This window comes from Rathayibacter sp. CAU 1779 (assembly GCF_054551755.1).
The window spans coordinates 49,621-66,091 of record NZ_JBTOLK010000003.1 but is presented as its reverse complement, the minus strand read 5'-3'; the positions used below and the strand labels follow the sequence as shown (position 1 = coordinate 66,091).

The window sequence follows — 16,471 nt, the reverse complement described above, 5'->3', positions numbered from 1 at the left end:
CACGCTCGACCAGCGGGTCGGGACGAAGGAGACGCGATGACCGCCGACGAGACACCCACCCGCACCGTCGTCCAGCGCGGCCTGTACTACGACGAGCTCGAGGTGGGCACGCTGTACCTCCATCGACCGGGCCGTACGGTCACCGAGGCGGACAACGTGCTGTTCACCACGCTGACGATGAACACGCAGGCGCTGCACTTGGATGCCGCCTGGGCCGCCACCCAACCGTTCGGGCAGCGACTCGTGAACTCGATGTTCACGCTGGCGACCGTGGTCGGAGCATCCGTCGGGCAGCTCACGCAGGGCACCATCGTGGCGAACCTGGGGTTCGAGAATGTCGCGTTTCCGCATCCGCTGTTCCACGGCGACACCCTCTACAGCGAGACGCTGGTCGCGGCGAAGCGGCCGTCTGCATCCCGTCAGGGGCAGGGGATCGTCACGTTCGACCACACGGGACGCAACCAGGACGGAACCGTCGTCGCCACGGCGAGACGGTCCGTGCTGATGTGGCTCTCCGATACGCACGCGGGCGGGCGGGGCGATCAGCGGGGCGAGGACAGGGCGTGACCGGCCGGCTCGGCCTCGGCCCTGCGCTGCTGTTCTGCCCGGCCGACCGTCCCGACCGCTTCGGCAAGGCGCTGCAGCGTGCGGATGCCGTCATCCTCGACCTCGAGGACGGCGTCGCTTCCGCAGACCGGGCGGTCGCACGCCAGGCGGTGGTGGCCTTCGCGCGGGAGCTGGCGGAGACGGATCCGGATGCCGCGCAGCGCGTGATCGTGCGCGTGAACGCCGCAGACACCGCGGACTTCGCCCACGACGTGGAGGCGATCAGCTCCACCCGGGTCCGCACGGTGATGCTCGCCAAGACGGAGTCCGCGGATCAGGTGGGCCGCCTCGCGGACGTGCTGGACGGCATCCGCATCATCGCGCTGTGCGAGACGGCTCCCGGTGTGCTGGCCGCCCCGGAGATCGCCGGGCACCCGGCCGTCGCCGGGCTGATGTGGGGGGCAGAGGACCTCGTCGTCTCGCTCGGCGGCTCATCCAGCCGCCGAGCGGACGGCCGGTATCACGACGTCGCGCGATTCGCACGCTCGGCCGTGCTCCTCGCGGCGGCAGCAGGGGGAGCGGATGCCATCGATGCCGTGCACGTCGACCTCGACGACCTCGACGGTCTCACCGAAGAGGCAGCGGATGCCGTCGCCTCCGGCTTCGCCGCCACAGCCTGCCTGCATCCCGCTCAGGTGCCAGTGGTGCGCGCCGCCTACAGTCCCACCGCGGAACGGATCGACTGGGCGCGGCGGATTCTCGCCGCCGCCGACCAGGCGGCGGGAGCCTTCCGCTTCGACGGCGGGATGGTCGACGAGCCGCTCCTCGCGCAGGCCCGCGCGGTGCTGCGTCGGGCCGGGTCGCAGTGAGGCCCTACGATCGCTCCATGCCTACCGCCCAGTCCACAACGGCGTGGACAGCATCACAGCTCAGGATCAGCGACCTCGTCGTGTTCGCGCCGTACGCCATCGTGTCCGTCATCGACGTGATCGGGTCGGCTATCGGCGACCCGTCCCTGGCGGCTGCCGTGAAGCCGCTGCTCATGCCGCTGCTCGCCATTCCGTTCCTGTGGCTCGTCGGCCGGCGTTCGGTTCGGGTGTCTGTGGTCGGAGGGATCGCCCTGCTGTTCGCCTGGCTCGGCGACATCGCGTCCGACTTCACGGTCATGCTGGCCTTCTTCCTCTGCATGCAGGTCGCCTACATCGTGCTGTTCGCCTGGCCGGCACGGATGCGACGCCCACGCGTCTGGAGCGTCGTCTACGCCGTGTGGTGGCTTGGGCTCGTCGCTCTCATCGGGCCGAACGCCGGCAGCATGCTCGTCCCCGTTGCGGTCTACGGCCTGGCGCTCGGTGCGATGGCCGTCTTCGCCACGGGAACGAACGCGATCGCGGCAGTCGGATCCGCCGTGTTCCTCGTCTCCGACTCGATCCTCGGCATCGCGCACTTCGTGTCGGTTCTCGCCTTCCATGGCCACGACGCCGTCGTCATGCTCACGTACACGGTGGGGCAAGTGCTCATCGTGCTGGGCGTTGTCCGAGTGGTTCGGACGCGCACCGCCGCGCGCATCGAGACCTCCACCAAGCTCACGTCCGCGTGACGATAACGTGGAAGGCATGACCCGCCCGCTCCGCAAGCCGCTGTGGCGCTGGGAGCCGGCGCCGTACCTCCTGCTGATCCTGCTTCTGCTCATCACGGGCTCGATCCGTCCAGAGCGGTTGCCCGTCGTGTACTGGATCCTGTTCGCGATCACCGCAGTGGTGGCCGCCGTGCTGATCGTGCTCCTGGTGGTGCAGCTGGTGCGCGGTCGGCGCAATCCGGATGCGGCGGGCATGCTCACGAGCCTCGACGGCATCCAGCTCGTGCGGCTCGGCACAAGCGATGCGCCGCGGACGCCCGTCGCCGACACCGCCCGTCACCAAGCGGCGCTGGACAGCGCCCAGGCGCGGGCGGGCCGGGCGCCCGTCGTGGTGCTCGTCCCGGATGCCACGCGCTGGCTCGCCCTCCGCATCCGCATCGCCGTGCACGTCGTCGTGCCGGATCGGATCTACCACGTCGGCTTCCTGCCTGACCAGGCGACGATCCGATACAACGCGGGGCTGCGTGCGCTCGCAGCACGCGGACGGTACGTCGCCGCTCCTGCGACGGTGATCGGATCCTCGCGTCCGTACAAGCTCGAACTCGACCTGGGAGCCCTGACCGACGTGATCGATGCGGCACACGAGTCCCTGCCGAACTGAGTCATCCTGATCCGACGGCACGGCATCCGATCACCGGATCCATGGCGTCGGTCCAGCCGGTCGCCAGCGCACATCCAGCTACGGTCGCCATCCTTGGGTGATGTTCCGCAGGCATCCGTTCCTGAGCGTCGTCACGCTGGTGTATCTGGCGGCTGTGGCGTGGATCACGCTGGGGCCGCAGCCGGACTTCGGCGACAAGAACAGCCTCGTGATGCAGGTGTTGCGGATCCTGTGGGAGCACCCCGCGACGGACTGGGTCACGTACGACGGTGTCGAGTTCACGGCGAACATCGCGATGTTCCTGCCGATCGGCCTGTTCTTCCTGCTCCTGTTCGGACGCCGTCAGTGGTGGCTCGCCATCCTCATCCCGTTCCTCATGACCCTCGGCATCGAGACGGCGCAGATCTGGATCCCCGGCCGCGTGTCCGACATCCGCGACGTCATCTCGAACACCATCGGTGCCCTCGTCGGCGTACTCCTCGGCCTGGCGCTCACCGCGCCGCGCGCCCGCCGCGATCGCGCAGCTGCGCGCGCCCAGGCACGGCCTCGCGTCCGCGCCTGACGCCCTCCCCGAGAGTGCCCGTCTCTCCTTCCGAGAGTGCCCCTTTCTCCTTCCGAGGGTGCCCGTCTCTCCTTCCGAGAGTGCCCGTCTCTCCTTCCGAGAGTGCCCGTCTCTCCGCCCGAGAGTGCCCGTTTCTCCTAGCGAGAGTGCCCGTCTCTCCTCCCGAGGGTGACCGTTTCTCCCCTCGATAGTGCACGACGCTGGTCGCGCGGACGCACGAGACTGCTCCCGAACGTGCGTTCGCGCCACTAAGAGCCTGCTTCGTGTGTTGGCAGCGCGTGGCCGCATCCGGGAGTGCGGCTGTGGCGCGCGGACTCCTTTCCACCGATGAGATCCTTCGCCCGTGGCAAGGCGAAACGGCGACGGTAGCGTGGCCGTGATGGTCGAGACGGTGATCAAGTCCAATCCGGATGCTCCGCCCCGCTTCTTCGAGGCCGAGGCGGCAGGTCTGGCCTGGCTGGCCGCGGCAGGCGGCGCCCGCACCGTCGCGGTCGTCGACGTGGCTCCTGGACGCATCGAGCTGGAACGAGTGCCATCCGCCCGCCCCACTCCGGATGCCGCCCACCGCTTCGGCGCAGCACTCGCCGTCACACACGATGCGGGTGCAGCGGCGTTCGGCGCGCCACCCGACGGATGGCACGGTCCCCTCTTCATCGGCCGTCGATCACTTCCTCGGGCGGAGGAGCACACCTGGGGCGTCTTCTACGCGCGGGACCGCGTTCTCCCGTATCTGGATCTCGCGATCGACGCCGGTGGGATCGGCCGAGGGCAGGCATCCATCGTCCGTCAGGCGTGCGAGGAGATCTCGTCCGGCGCATTCGACGACCACGAGCGGCCGGCGCGCATCCATGGCGATCTCTGGAACGGAAACGTGCTCTGGTCGCCGGATGGTGTCGTGCTCATCGATCCCGCGGCGCACGGAGGCCATCGGGAGACGGATCTCGCCATGCTCGCCCTCTTCGGATGCCCGCACCTCGACGACATCATCGCCGGCTACGAGTCGGTGCACCCGTTGCCGACGGGATGGCTCGACCGAGTCCCGCTGCACCAGCTGCATCCACTGGCCGTGCACGCAGCGAGCTACGGACGCGGCTACGGCGACGCCCTCGCGGATGCCGCGGCGCGCGTGATCGCGCTCGCGGACGCTGTCTGAAGGTGGCCGCCGATCTCTGAAGGTCGTCGGCCACGCGCGAGCTGCGACCCGCGGCCGCCCGCCGTCTGCTGTCTCGCCCACCACCCCGCTGTCCGTTCGCGTCGCCTCGGGTCGAGACCTGCGGCAGAAGGGGACAGCCGAATCGGATAGGCCGGGGACGACGGTTTCCGCCCTCGTGACGGCCAACCCGACTGAACAACCCCCTCTGCTAGGATCGTCACGGTTCGATAACCACACGAAACTCGCTATGCGGGGCTGGCAGGCTGCTGGTCCTCGGTGGTGGAATCCCAACCGCACCCCTCACGTGACACGTTCCGAACGCATGTTCCGGGCCGGCGTGAGTGCGGATGGTGTTTTTCTACTGATGGCCGGCGCGGAGCCCATGTCGCTCGGTTTTGCCTGTTCTCCCGCACGAAAGGGCGAGTGCGTCATGTCCACACGGGACGACGCACGAACAAAGGAGAAGAGACCTTAATGGAAGGTCCAGAAATCAAATTCGCCGAGGCCGTTCTCGACAACGGTCGGTTCGGCACTCGCACGGTCCGGTTCGAGACCGGCCGTCTGGCGCAGCAGGCGCAGGGCGCCGTCGCCGCCTACCTCGACGAGGAGACCATGCTGCTGAGCGCGACCAGCGCCAGCAAGCACCCGAAAGACAACTTCGACTTCTTCCCGCTGACGGTCGACGTCGAGGAGCGGTCGTACGCGGCCGGCAAGATCCCCGGTTCGTTCTTCCGCCGCGAGGGACGTCCGTCGACGGAGGCCATCCTGGTCTGCCGTCTCATCGACCGCCCGCTGCGTCCCTCGTTCGTCGAGGGCCTGCGCAATGAGGTGCAGATCGTCATCACGGTGCTGAGCATCGCGCCCGACGAGTTCTACGACGCTCTTGCGATCAACGCGGCATCCGCATCCACGCAGATCTCGGGTCTGCCGTTCTCCGGCCCCATCGCGGGTGTGCGCCTGGCGTTCATCCCGGGCAACGGTGAGCACGAGGACCAGTGGGTCGCGTTCCCGAAGGCCTCGCAGCTCGAGCACGCCGTGTTCGACCTCGTCGTCGCCGGCCGCGTTCTCACGAACGACGACGGCTCCGAGGGCGATGTCGCGATCATGATGGTCGAGGCCGAGGCCACCGAGCACAGTTGGGACCTCATCCAGGCCGGTGCGACGAAGCCGAACGAGGATGTCGTCGCGCAGGGCCTCGAGGCGGCGAAGCCGTTCATCCGCCAGCTGGTCGGCGCACAGACCGTGCTCGCCCAGCAGTCCGCGAAGGCCATCGCCGATTACCCGGTGTTCCTGCCCTACTCGCAGGAGACCTACGACAACGTGGCCGGGCTCGCCTACGACGACCTGGTGAACGTGTACCAGATCGCCGACAAGATCGAGCGACAGAACGCGGATGACGCGCTCAAGGACCGCGTCAAGGTCGCCATCGCCGAGAAGGTCGAGGCCGGCGCACTGCCTGCCGAGACGCTCGAGCAGTTCTCCGCTGCATACAAGTCGGTGTCGAAGGTCGTCATGCGCGGACGTGTGCTGCGCGAGGGCATCCGCATCGACGGACGTGGTCTGCGCGACATCCGTCCTCTTGACGCCGAGGTGCAGGTCATCCCGCGCGTGCACGGTTCGGCGATCTTCCAGCGCGGTGAGACTCAGATCCTGGGCGTCACCACGCTGAACATGCTCAAGATGGAGCAGCAGATCGACTCGCTGTCGCCTGTCACCAAGAAGCGGTACCTGCACCACTACAACTTCCCGCCCTACTCGACCGGTGAGACCGGCCGTGTGGGCAGCCCGAAGCGTCGCGAGATCGGCCATGGATTCCTGGCCGAGCGCGCGCTCGTCCCTGTGCTGCCCACGCGCGAGGAGTTCCCGTACGCGATCCGCCAGGTGTCCGAGGCACTCGGCTCCAACGGATCCACGTCGATGGGCTCGGTCTGCGCCTCAACGCTGTCGCTGCTGAACGCCGGTGTGCCGCTGCGCGCCCCGGTGGCCGGCATCGCGATGGGCCTCATCTCCGACACGCTGGATGGCGAGACGCGCTACGCGGCGCTCACCGACATCCTCGGCGCCGAGGATGCCCTCGGCGACATGGACTTCAAGGTCGCCGGCACGAGCGAGTTCGTCACGGCGATCCAGCTCGACACGAAGCTCGACGGCATCCCGTCGTCGGTGCTGGCCGGTGCGCTGCAGCAGGCGAAGGAAGCCCGCACCACGATCCTCTCGGTGCTCAACGCCGCGATCGACAGCCCGGACGAGATGGCTCCGACGGCTCCGCGCGTGATCAGCGTGCAGATCCCGGTCGACAAGATCGGCGAGCTGATCGGCCCGAAGGGCAAGACGATCAACGCGATCCAGGATGAGACCGGCGCCGACATCTCCATCGAGGAGGACGGCACCGTCTACATCGGCGCCACCGACGGACCGTCGGCCGAGGCGGCTCGTGCCCAGGTGAACGCGATCGCCAACCCGACCAACCCCGAGGTGGGCGACCAGTTCCTCGGAACCGTCGTGAAGATCGCCACGTTCGGCGCCTTCATCTCCCTGCTGCCCGGTCGCGACGGCCTGCTGCACATCTCCGAGGTGCGCAAGCTCGCCGGCGGCAAGCGAGTGGAGAACGTCGAGGACGTGCTGTCCGTCGGCCAGAAGATCCTGGTGGAGATCACCAAGGTGGACGACCGCGGCAAGCTGTCGCTGCAGCCGGTCATCGCCGAGGAGTCGGCCGAGGCCGAGGCTCCCGCCGCGACTGCAGAGGGCTCCGCGGAGACCGTCGAGGCCTGATCGCAGACACGCACTGCGCACAACGCGCCCGCCGCGGCCTCGGCCCCGGCGGGCGCGTTGTCGTTTCGAGGGCTGATCGTGTCGGCGCCGATCGGCGACGACGCAGAACAGATGACTGTTGACGGCGACAGTTCGGATCGGTGTGCACTGATGCCTGCGGCAGCCCGGTCCGTACCAGAGGAAGATTGCGCGAAGCGCGTGTCGTGGCCGCGGACGACCCGTCTTTGCCAAAGATTTGATAACGGTTCAATCGTTTCGACCGAGTGACGGACGGGCTGTCCACTACGCTCGCTCACATCAGGTGTGATGTGGCGTCCCGCGTCACATCGGCTCGGGGGGGCTGAGGAGCTGGAGGGGTCAATGGCGCAGCCGTTTTCCGTGCGCGCACGGGAACACATCAACGGGGGCGAGACCGGTATCGGACCGGTCTTCGACGCACCGGTGCTTTCGGTCGACCACGAGGGCGCGGCGACGGCTCCGCTGTCGATCGTGGCGCCGCGACGACTGGGCGAGACGGACCTCGCCGTCTATTCGCTCGCACTCGGCACGGCGGCGCTGGCAGAAGCCGCGGATGTCGACGCGGCCCAGGCCGTCCTCGATCGGTACGTGCATCTCGGCGGCAACTTCATCGTCACCTCCGATGCGCACTCTCGTGGCCTCGGGAACGCGATCGTTGGCGGATGGATGCACCGGCGCGACATGCGCGGCAGCATGGTCATCGATCTGCGCATCGGAGCGGGGGAGGAGAGCCCCGGTCTGGGGCAGGTCAACGTGATCCGCGCCGTGGAAGCCGCTCTGCGTCGTCTCGGCACCGAGCACGTCGACGTGCTGACCCTCGAGGGGCCCGATCCGCGTGTTGCGCTCTCCGACACACTCGCCACGGTGGAGTGGCTGATCGATACGGGAAAGGTGCGATACGTCGGATTCTCCGGATTCTCTGCCGAGAGCCTCATGGAAGCCCGCGTGCTCTCCTCGTCCGGTCTGCCCAAGGTCGCCACGATCGAGGTTCCGTACAGCCTGATGAATCGCGGCGTGTTCGAGGGTGATCTCCGCATCGTCACCGCCGCCCAGTCGCTCGGCGTACTGCCCACCCGGCCGCTCGCGCACGGCTATCTTGCCGGTGCATACCGATCGCGCTCCGAGTTGGATGCCGGTGCTCGCCTCGCCGGCGTCGCCGGCTACCTCGGGCGTCGCGGCCATCGCGTGCGCCAGGTGCTCGATCGAGTCGCTGCCGAGCACTCGTGCAGCATGGCCACCATCGCCATCGCGTGGCTCCTCGCCAAGCGTGGGGTCGTCGCACCCGTCGTCAATGTGGCGTCAGCGGGCGAGGTCGACGATCTGATGGCCGCCTGCAGCGTGAGCTTGAGCCGGACGGACATGCTCGAGCTCGATCGCGTGTCCGAATAAGACGTCCGTCCGACTAACTCGTCGGGCGACGTCGCGGGCTGGCACTGTTCGGTCGAGGCAGGGGAAACCGGCTCGACGCGCCTCCGAATGGTCTCGGCGGAGCCTGGCGGCAGGGCGCGGACGAGCTCAGGGAAGCAGGCGTCCCAGGGCGCGGTGCAGCGCGGCATCCGTCGCCGCGGGGTCCGCGACCGATCCGCCGCCGAAGGCGCCGTCACGTGCCAGGAGCAGGTCGTCCGCTGCGTCTTCGGGGGATGCAGACCCAGCCTGGCTGAACAGCTCGACCAGCGTCGAGCGCAGCCAGGCTCGCCAGTCCGCGACTGCCGGACCGACGGGGCCGTTCGCATCCAACTGGGCGGCCGCGGCATTGATGAACGGGCACCCGTGATAGCCGGGACGCCGAGACTCGGATGCGACGTCGTCGACGATCGCCCGCAGCACGTCGGCAGCATCGGTGAGTCGCTCGCGATCCGCCTCGACGGACTCTCGCGCGCGCTGTGCGCGCCCTGCGACGTACGCCGCGATCAGGATGTCCTTCGAGCGGTAGTGCTTGTAGAAGGTCGCCTTGGTGACGTGAGACTGGGCGATGATGCGGTCCACACCGACAGTGTGAACACCCTCGTCATAGAACAGACGGTCTGCCGTCGCCAGGATCTTCAGCTTGGCCGGCGCCGGTGGACGCACTGTGACGGCACTCTGCTCGGGCATCAGGTTCTCCTCAACTCGCTGCGAGCACGAACTCCACGACGAGTTCCGTCGGAGATTGGTTGCAAGTATATAGGGGTAGACAGCAATGTTTGTCCTCAAGAATGCGGACAGCACATCCGCAGCAAATCCCACAGACAATCACGCTGCGCACGTGAGCGATCGGAGCGAGATACGACGACGTCCGGTGACTTCGAGATCCTCGGGACGGCGACTGTGTGGATAGGGTGGAAGGGATGAACGGCGCCGTTGACCTCCCACTCGACCGTGCCGATCTGACGTTCGCAGCGTCCGGCGATGCTCTGGTCTCCCGCACCGTCCTTCCGAGCGGCGTGCGCGTGCTCAGCGAGCGCGTGCCGGGCGTGCGAAGCGCGACCATCGGATTCTGGTTCGGCGTCGGTTCCCGCGACGAGACGGGCGTTCTCCCCGGACCCAGCGGTCACGCGGCCAGCTTCGGCTCGACCCACTTCCTCGAACACCTTCTGTTCAAGGGGACGGCGCAGCGCACGGCATTCGACATCGCGATTGCGTTCGATGCGGTCGGGGGCGAGCACAACGCCCTCACCGCGAAGGAGCAGACCTGCTACTACGCCAAGGTGCAGGACCGCGACCTCACCATGGCCACCGAGGTGCTGGCCGACATGGTGACGTCGTCCCTGCTCGACTCGACGGAATTCGAGAACGAGCGGGGCGTCATCCTCGAGGAACTCGCGATGGCCGAGGACGACCCGGCCGACGTGGTGAACGAGCGCTTCTTCGCCGCCGTTCTCGGCGACCACCCCATCGCCCGGCCGATCGGTGGCAATCGCGACACGATCAATGCCGCGACACGGGACGCCGTCTGGCAGCACTACCGTGCCAACTACCGCCCGCAGGATCTCGTGGTCGCGGCGGCCGGCGCCGTCGACCACGCCCGACTCGTCGCCGATGTCGAACGATCACTCGCCGCGGGCGGTTGGCCGATGACGGATGCCTTCTCGCCCGTCGCCCGCCGCAGCATCGACGGGGTGCCGCTGACCGGAGCATCGGGGCTCGTGACGGCACGTCGTCCCATCGAGCAGGCGCACGTGGTCATCGGCGCGCCGTCGCTGCGAGCGGGCGACGACGCGCGCATCACGATGGGCGTCCTCAACTCTGTACTGGGCGGAGGGATGTCGAGCCGCCTGTTCCAGGAGGTACGGGAGAAGCGCGGGCTGGCGTACTCCGTCTATTCCTTCGCCGCCGGCTACTCGGACACCGGAGTCTTCGGCATGTATGGCGCCTGCGCCCCCCAGAAGGCCCGCTCGGTGGCCGGGATCATGATCGATCAGCTGCGCACGCTCGCCGCCGACGGCATCACACACGACGAGCTCGCCAGAGCCGTCGGTCAGCTCTCGGGCGGTTCCGCACTCGCGCTCGAGGATTCCGACACCAGAATGACGCGGCTCGGACGATCCGAGCTGAGCACCGGCGAGTTCGTCGACCTCGACGAGACGCTGCGCCGGCTGGCGCTCGTCACTGCCGACGACGTGCGCGACCTCGCGGCCCAGATCGCCGCCCAGCCCCTGACCATTGCCGCGGTCGGAGCCGTCGATGACGACGTGTTCTCCGGCCTTCTCTGACCGTTCTCGACCTAAGGATCCACCCGTTTTGCCCCACTACCTCTACCTCGTCCGACACGGTGAGCAGCAAGATGCCGAGCACGGCATGCCCGACGGCCCGCTGTCCGCGCGCGGGAAGCGCCAGGCGACGCTCATCGCGGAGCGTCTGAGCGGCGTTCCGTTCACGTCCATGTACCACTCGCCGCTGCGTCGCGCCCAGGAGACGGCGAAGATCATGGCCGAACGTTTGCCGGCGCTGAACCCCGAGCCGTCCAGCCTGCTTTTCGACTGCATCCCGTCCGGTCCCACCCCCGACATGCCGAAGGCCTTCGAGTCGTTCTTCGGCGGCATCACGGAGGCGGAGATCGAGGCGGGAAGCGCTCAGATGGCGGATGCCGTCAGCGAGTTCCTGACACCGGCCCGCGCCGACCGCCACGACCTCCTCATCACCCACAACTTCGTCATCGGATGGTTCGTGCGGCACGTCTTCGATGCTCCCGAATGGCGCTGGCTGGGCCTGAACCAGGCGAACTGCGGTCTGACCATCATCCGGGTGCGCTCTGCGAAGCCGCCCGTGCTGGTCGTGCACAACGACCTCGGACACCTTCCCGTCGAGCTGCGCACGGGGATGCCTGAGCTGCAGCCCGTCTGATCCCGTAGAGGGCCGGTCTGGTCGTACCGACCACTCCTCAGCTCGAAGGAGCGGTCAGGTCGGATCGATGTCCTTGGCGTACCAGTGGGTCGCGTTCGGGTTGTCGTTGTACGGCTCGACGGTGACGTATCCCGAGGTCCGATAGAGGTTGCCGGCGGCGGCGAGGCTCTCGTTGGTGTCGAGCACCAGTCTGGAGGCACCCAGGTGGCGGGCTCGATGCTCCAACTCGTTCAGGAGCGCTCGGCCGACCCCTCTGCCGCGGGCGGCCGGGCTGAGGAAGAGGTGCTTGACCTCGAACTGCACGGTGGTGCTTCCGTCGGAGTTCACGAGATCGTCGATGCGGCGCACACCGCCGCATCCGACATCCTCGCCGTCGAGTTCGGCGACGAGGAACGTCCCCAGCGGGGGCAGGAAGCGATCCGGATCCGGCGTGGAGATCGAGTAGGTCCCCTGCGCCGAGGGGAAGGTCTCCTCGCGTTCGCTGAAGTAGCGGTTCAGAAGGGCAGCGGCGGTCGGATCGTCGGTACGGGTTGCGGTGAAGGTGAGCATCGCAGAACAGCCTAGGCTCGCGTTGCTATCGTGAATTCATGACCATTCGTGTGGCCGTCGTCGGCGCGACCGGAAGGCTCGGCAGCGTCGCGGTCGACCTCATCGAGTCGGCCGCCGACCTCGAACTCGTTGCAGCCCTTGGCTCCAAGAACGACCTCGCCGACATGCTCGGCTCCGACGACGCGCCCTCCGATGTGGTGCTGGACGTCACTCTTCCCGCAGTGAGCCCGACGGTGGTCGACTTCGCCCTGGATGCCGGCCGCAACGTCGTCGTGGGAACCTCCGGCTGGTCCGCGACCCGGCTGGCGCCTCTCAAGGCGCGGCTGCGGGATCTGCCGGATCAAGGCGTGATCGTGGTGCCGAACTTCTCGCTCGGATCCGCCCTCGGCACGGCCTTCGCCGTGGCCGCAGCGCGGTACTTCGACTCGATAGAGATCGTCGAGTCGCACGCGTCGACCAAGATCGACTCGCCGTCCGGTACCGCCGTCCGTACTGCCGAGTTGATCGCGCAGGCGCGCGAGGAGCAAGGTCCCGTTTCCGCCCCTCACACGGACCAGCGCGCGCGCGGTCAGCAGGTCGCCGGCGTGCCCGTGCACAGCCTCCGGCTGGACGGCATCGTCGCCAAGCAGAGCGTCATCCTCGGCGGAGCCGGAGAGACCCTGACCATCACGCACGACACCACGGACTCGCGGGCCTACGCGGCCGGCATCATTCACGCGCTGCGTTCCGCGCCTGCAGCCCGGGGGCTGACAGTCGGTCTTGATCGTCTGCTCGACCTGTGAAGGGGCGTATAGCGGCCATCGTGATGGCCGTTCTCCTCGCCCTCTACATCGTGCTCGTCGTGCGATACGGCGTGATCCTGCTGACGAGCGGATCGGGTGTCGGGATCGCGATCGCCGTCGCACTCTTCGTGCTCTCCGTGATCGCGGTCTGGGCACTGCTGCGTGAGCTCTGGTTCGGCGTGCAGACGCAGCGTCTGGTGCGCATCCTGGAGTCCGAGGGCGGCCTGCCCGTCGACGACCTTCCGCATCGCGCCAGCGGACGTCCGCTGCGTGACGCGGCGGACGAGGAGTTCCCGGCATACAGGGCAGAGGTCGAGGCTGCACCCGAGAGCTGGCGCGCGTGGTTCCGGCTCGCTCTCGCCTACGACGCCTCCGGCGATCGTCGCCGCGCGCGGCAGGCCACGCGCGAGGCCGTCAAGCTGCACAAGTCCCGCCCCTGACCCCTACGCGCAAAGACGCCCCTCCCACCACGCCGAGGCGTCCCTCACGCCGAAGGTGCGCGAATCTCCACGCGAGAGTGCGCGATCCTCCACGCGAGAGTGCGCGATCCTCCACGCGAGAGTGCACGATTCTTCACGCGAAGGTGCACGATTCCCCACGCGAAGGTGCACGATTCCCCACGCGAAGGTGCACGATTCCCCACGCGAAGGTGCACGATTCCCCACGCGAAAGTGCACGAGTCCCCACGCGAAAGTGCACGAGTCCGGACGCGACCCCCAGTGCAGATTCGTGGTCCGCGACTCATCTCAAGTGCACGCGAACCCGCCGGCGAGTGCTCGCGACTCCGGTCGCGGAGCCCGCGACTCCGACTTTGGGGCGCGCGAACGTCGACGGACGGCCTACTCGAGCTCGGCCTCGATGGTGATCGGGATGCCGGCGAGCGCCCTGGAGACCGGGCAGTTCGCCTTCGCCTCCTCGGCAAGCCGCTGGAAGTCCTCCTCGCCGAGCCCGGGGACCGTCGCGCTGACCAGAAGGTGGCTGCCCGTGATTCCCGGGATGCTCGGGTCGAACGTGACGGCCGCCGTCACCTGGATGCTCTGCGGCGGCGTGCCGAAGCCGGCGAGCGTCGCCGAGAACGCCATCGCGAAGCACGACGAGTGTGCGGCACCGATCAACTCTTCCGGTGTGGTGGTCGCGGCGGCGCCTTCGGACCTGGCGCGCCAGTTCACGTTGAAGTGGCCGACCGACGACGAGTCGAGATTCACCTCGCCCGCGCCACTGGAGAGGTCTCCTTGCCAGACCGTCGTCGCTTCGCTCGTGATGGACATGACCACTCCTTCGTTACGTGACGTTCGGCCCGATGGCCGGCTGGGCGATCGAAGCGCCCGACAACGAAAGAGTCAGCAGCCCCGAACGTGTCCAGCGTAGAAGGGGCGGAGTGCGGAGGAAAGGTATCGAGCTCAGACGAAGACGCTGAACTCAGACCGATGCCCGGCTGCGGCGCACGATGCGCGCGCGTACGAGCAGAAGGTAGAACTGGCATCCGAGACAGTAGCCGAACACCGAGTTGAGGAACGCAGCCACGAACGCGAGCGCGGCGCCGACGGTCGCCGCGTACGGCACGCCGACCAGTTGGAGCACGACGCCGAGAGCGGTGATGACGAAGCCGACGCCCTGAGCGAAGGTGGGAGGCGTGCGGTCCTCGAGCTCGGCGGGCGGGGCCAGCCGCGGACGCACGAGCTTTTTGAAGATCAGTCCCCATGGATGCCGCGCGATGCCCGCCGACGCGCCCCACAGGAACAGCAGAGCGAGCACGACCAGCAGCACAGTGGCTGACACGGTCAGGCCGGTGAGTCCCAGGAAGATCACGACGAGCAGGAGCACAGCCGTGATTCCCGCACCGAATCGCGGGCCGCGCGGGTCGATCCCCTGACGTGTGGCAGCCTCCGCAGAAGCGCGTTCAGACGACGACATGACTCTCCTTCACGATCTCGTCGAGACGGGCGGTGACCTCGCGCGCCTTCGGCACACCGACGATGCGCGAGCGGATGCCCCCTGCCGCGTCCACCAGCAGGATGGTCGGCGTCTGCAGCACGCCGAATTCCGTCGCAAGCTGCGGTCGCGTCGTGAGATCGACGTCGAGGTAGGCGACACCGTCGCGCTGGGCGGCGACTCCCGTGAGCACGCGCTCCGCGATGCGGCACGGACCGCAGAACTCCGTTGAGAACTGCACGATGGTCGCGTCCGAGCCGAAGTGCGCGTCATCCCCGAGGGTGCGCTGCAGTCCGGTCTGCTGGAGCTTCGCGCCACCGGTCGTCGTGCGAATCCGGCCGTTGCGCGCCCGCCACAGCAGCCCCGCGATCGTCGCGACGACGACGAGGCCCGCGATGACGGCGAGAGCGAGCAGGGGATTCATGGCAGACGTCACGCTACGTCGCCCGGTCGCCGTACGCCGCTGTGTGACGCAGCGTGACGTGGCATGAATGCCGGGGGAGCGCACGTTTCGTTCGGGCCTCGGAGCCGCGGGGATTGAGGTGGAGACCGCCCAAGCCGCGATAGCCTGATGACGTGCCCACCTCAGAGAATCCCTTCGGCCAGGTCCTCGTCGCGCTGGTGACACCGTTCACCGCGGACGGCGAAGTGGATTGGCCAGGGGTCGAGAAGCACATCGACGACGTCATCACCGACGGTGCAGACGGCATCGTCGTCTCGGGGACGACGGGGGAGACATCCACGCTGACGGATCCGGAGAAGCTGCGTCTCGTGGAGGTCGCTCTCGAGGTCGCCGACGGCCGGGCGAAGGTCATCCAGGGTGGCGGGTCGAACGAGACCGCGCACGCCATCCAGCTCTACAAGGCGAGCGAGAAGGCCGGCGCGGACGGCGTCATGATCGTCACCCCGTACTACAACAAGCCGACGCAGGCCGGGATCCTCACGCACTTCCGACTCATCGCGGATGCCACGGACCTGCCGGTCATCCTCTACGACATCCCGGGGCGTACCGGCGTGCCGATCAAGTACGACACGATCCTGCGCGCAGCGAAGCACCCGAACATCGTCGCGGTGAAGGATGCCAAGTGCGATCTCGCCGAGGTATCGCGGGTCCTGAACAACACGGACCTGATGTACTTCTCCGGAGCCGACGAGTACGTGCTGCCGTCGCTCGCCATCGGTGCGACCGGCCTCGTCGGAGTGACGGCGAACATCGCGGCACGTCCCTACCGCCAGATCATCGACGCCGTGAACGCGGGCGACCTGACGACAGCAACGGCCGTGCACAAGAAGCTCGAGCCGCTTGCGCGCGCCGTGATGACCCACGTGCCCGGAACGGTCGCCGCGAAGTACATCCTGCACGGCCTCGGTCGCATCGAATCCCCGCGCGTGCGCCTGCCGCTCGTCGGCCCCGAGGATTTCGAGGCGGCTCAGATCGAGGCGGACCTCGACCTGGTGCACGGCATCGAGGGTCTCGATCTCACGAACTTCCGCCCCGATCGCAATGCCGCCGCCGGCGGCGCTCTTCCCAAGGTCGCGGGCACCACTCGCTGAACCGCACGTCGGATCAGCCGCAACGAAACACTGGAGGCACGGC

18 protein-coding genes are annotated in these 16,471 nt (G+C 68.0%); 13 read left to right on the top strand and 5 right to left on the bottom strand.

Annotated features, from left to right (window positions below; genetic code table 11):
* The first annotated feature begins 36 nt into the window (after window positions 1-36).
* The 8 genes from ACX9R5_RS14490 to ACX9R5_RS14455 all read left to right on the top strand — a co-directional run bounded on the left by ACX9R5_RS14490 (window position 37) and on the right by ACX9R5_RS14455 (window position 8,677).
* Window positions 37-567, top strand: coding sequence for a MaoC family dehydratase (locus ACX9R5_RS14490; protein ID WP_459409754.1), 531 nt, complete (start codon window positions 37-39; stop codon window positions 565-567).
* A complete protein-coding gene (locus tag ACX9R5_RS14485) occupies window positions 564-1,415 on the top strand; it encodes an HpcH/HpaI aldolase/citrate lyase family protein (RefSeq protein WP_459409753.1) in 852 nt (283 codons plus the stop codon). The genes ACX9R5_RS14490 and ACX9R5_RS14485 overlap by 4 nt, the downstream gene beginning before the upstream one ends.
* Before the next feature lie 17 nt (window positions 1,416-1,432).
* Window positions 1,433-2,143, top strand: a complete 711-nt coding sequence (locus ACX9R5_RS14480) for a lysoplasmalogenase (RefSeq protein ID WP_459409752.1) — start codon at window positions 1,433-1,435, stop codon at window positions 2,141-2,143.
* Window positions 2,144-2,159: 16 nt separating this feature from the next.
* Window positions 2,160-2,783: a hypothetical protein gene (locus ACX9R5_RS14475; protein WP_459409751.1), complete on the top strand. Its 624-nt coding sequence runs from the start codon at window positions 2,160-2,162 to the stop codon at window positions 2,781-2,783.
* Window positions 2,784-2,883: 100 nt separating this feature from the next.
* A complete protein-coding gene (locus ACX9R5_RS14470; RefSeq protein WP_459409750.1) occupies window positions 2,884-3,345 on the top strand; it encodes a VanZ family protein in 462 nt (153 codons plus the stop codon).
* 379 nt (window positions 3,346-3,724) lie between these two features.
* On the top strand, window positions 3,725-4,498 hold the full coding sequence (locus tag ACX9R5_RS14465) for a fructosamine kinase family protein (RefSeq protein ID WP_459409749.1): 774 nt from the start codon (window positions 3,725-3,727) through the stop codon (window positions 4,496-4,498).
* A gap of 474 nt (window positions 4,499-4,972) precedes the next feature.
* Window positions 4,973-7,270 (top strand): polyribonucleotide nucleotidyltransferase, encoded by a 2,298-nt coding sequence (locus ACX9R5_RS14460; protein ID WP_459409748.1) that lies wholly within the window; start codon window positions 4,973-4,975, stop codon window positions 7,268-7,270.
* 360 nt (window positions 7,271-7,630) lie between these two features.
* Entirely contained in the window at window positions 7,631-8,677 is a 1,047-nt protein-coding gene (locus ACX9R5_RS14455; protein ID WP_459409747.1) for an aldo/keto reductase, read from the top strand.
* Window positions 8,678-8,803: 126 nt separating this feature from the next.
* Here the strand turns inward: ACX9R5_RS14455 and ACX9R5_RS14450 are convergent, their stop codons facing one another.
* Window positions 8,804-9,382, bottom strand: coding sequence for a TetR/AcrR family transcriptional regulator (locus ACX9R5_RS14450; protein ID WP_459409746.1), 579 nt, complete (start codon window positions 9,380-9,382; stop codon window positions 8,804-8,806).
* A 233-nt stretch (window positions 9,383-9,615) separates the two neighbouring features.
* Between ACX9R5_RS14450 and ACX9R5_RS14445 the strand changes: the two genes are divergently transcribed.
* Entirely contained in the window at window positions 9,616-10,980 is a 1,365-nt protein-coding gene (locus tag ACX9R5_RS14445) for a M16 family metallopeptidase (protein ID WP_459409745.1), read from the top strand.
* 28 nt (window positions 10,981-11,008) lie between these two features.
* Window positions 11,009-11,611: a histidine phosphatase family protein gene (locus tag ACX9R5_RS14440; protein WP_459409744.1), complete on the top strand. Its 603-nt coding sequence runs from the start codon at window positions 11,009-11,011 to the stop codon at window positions 11,609-11,611.
* Between the two features lie 54 nt (window positions 11,612-11,665).
* Here ACX9R5_RS14440 and ACX9R5_RS14435 read toward each other — a convergent pair whose 3' ends face one another.
* Window positions 11,666-12,160 (bottom strand): GNAT family N-acetyltransferase, encoded by a 495-nt coding sequence (locus ACX9R5_RS14435; protein WP_459409743.1) that lies wholly within the window; start codon window positions 12,158-12,160, stop codon window positions 11,666-11,668.
* 38 nt (window positions 12,161-12,198) lie between these two features.
* Here ACX9R5_RS14435 and dapB point away from each other — a divergent pair, with 38 nt between their 5' ends.
* Entirely contained in the window at window positions 12,199-12,942 is a 744-nt protein-coding gene (dapB, locus tag ACX9R5_RS14430) for a 4-hydroxy-tetrahydrodipicolinate reductase (protein ID WP_459409742.1), read from the top strand.
* A complete protein-coding gene (locus ACX9R5_RS14425) occupies window positions 12,939-13,382 on the top strand; it encodes a hypothetical protein (protein ID WP_459409741.1) in 444 nt (147 codons plus the stop codon). Before dapB ends, ACX9R5_RS14425 begins: the two co-directional genes overlap by 4 nt.
* A 399-nt stretch (window positions 13,383-13,781) precedes the next feature.
* Here the strand turns inward: ACX9R5_RS14425 and ACX9R5_RS14420 are convergent, their stop codons facing one another.
* The 3 genes from ACX9R5_RS14420 to ACX9R5_RS14410 form a co-directional block, all read right to left on the bottom strand.
* Window positions 13,782-14,210: an OsmC family peroxiredoxin gene (locus ACX9R5_RS14420; RefSeq protein ID WP_459409740.1), complete on the bottom strand. Its 429-nt coding sequence runs from the start codon at window positions 14,208-14,210 to the stop codon at window positions 13,782-13,784.
* Between the two features lie 151 nt (window positions 14,211-14,361).
* A complete protein-coding gene (locus tag ACX9R5_RS14415; protein WP_459409739.1) occupies window positions 14,362-14,856 on the bottom strand; it encodes a DUF4395 domain-containing protein in 495 nt (164 codons plus the stop codon).
* Window positions 14,843-15,298, bottom strand: a complete 456-nt coding sequence (locus tag ACX9R5_RS14410) for a thioredoxin family protein (RefSeq protein WP_459409738.1) — start codon at window positions 15,296-15,298, stop codon at window positions 14,843-14,845. The genes ACX9R5_RS14415 and ACX9R5_RS14410 overlap by 14 nt, the downstream gene beginning before the upstream one ends.
* A gap of 152 nt (window positions 15,299-15,450) precedes the next feature.
* On the opposite strand from ACX9R5_RS14410, the gene dapA reads away from it, so the two are divergent.
* Window positions 15,451-16,428, top strand: a complete 978-nt coding sequence (gene dapA / locus ACX9R5_RS14405; protein ID WP_459409737.1) for a 4-hydroxy-tetrahydrodipicolinate synthase — start codon at window positions 15,451-15,453, stop codon at window positions 16,426-16,428.
* Window positions 16,429-16,471: the final 43 nt, after the last annotated feature.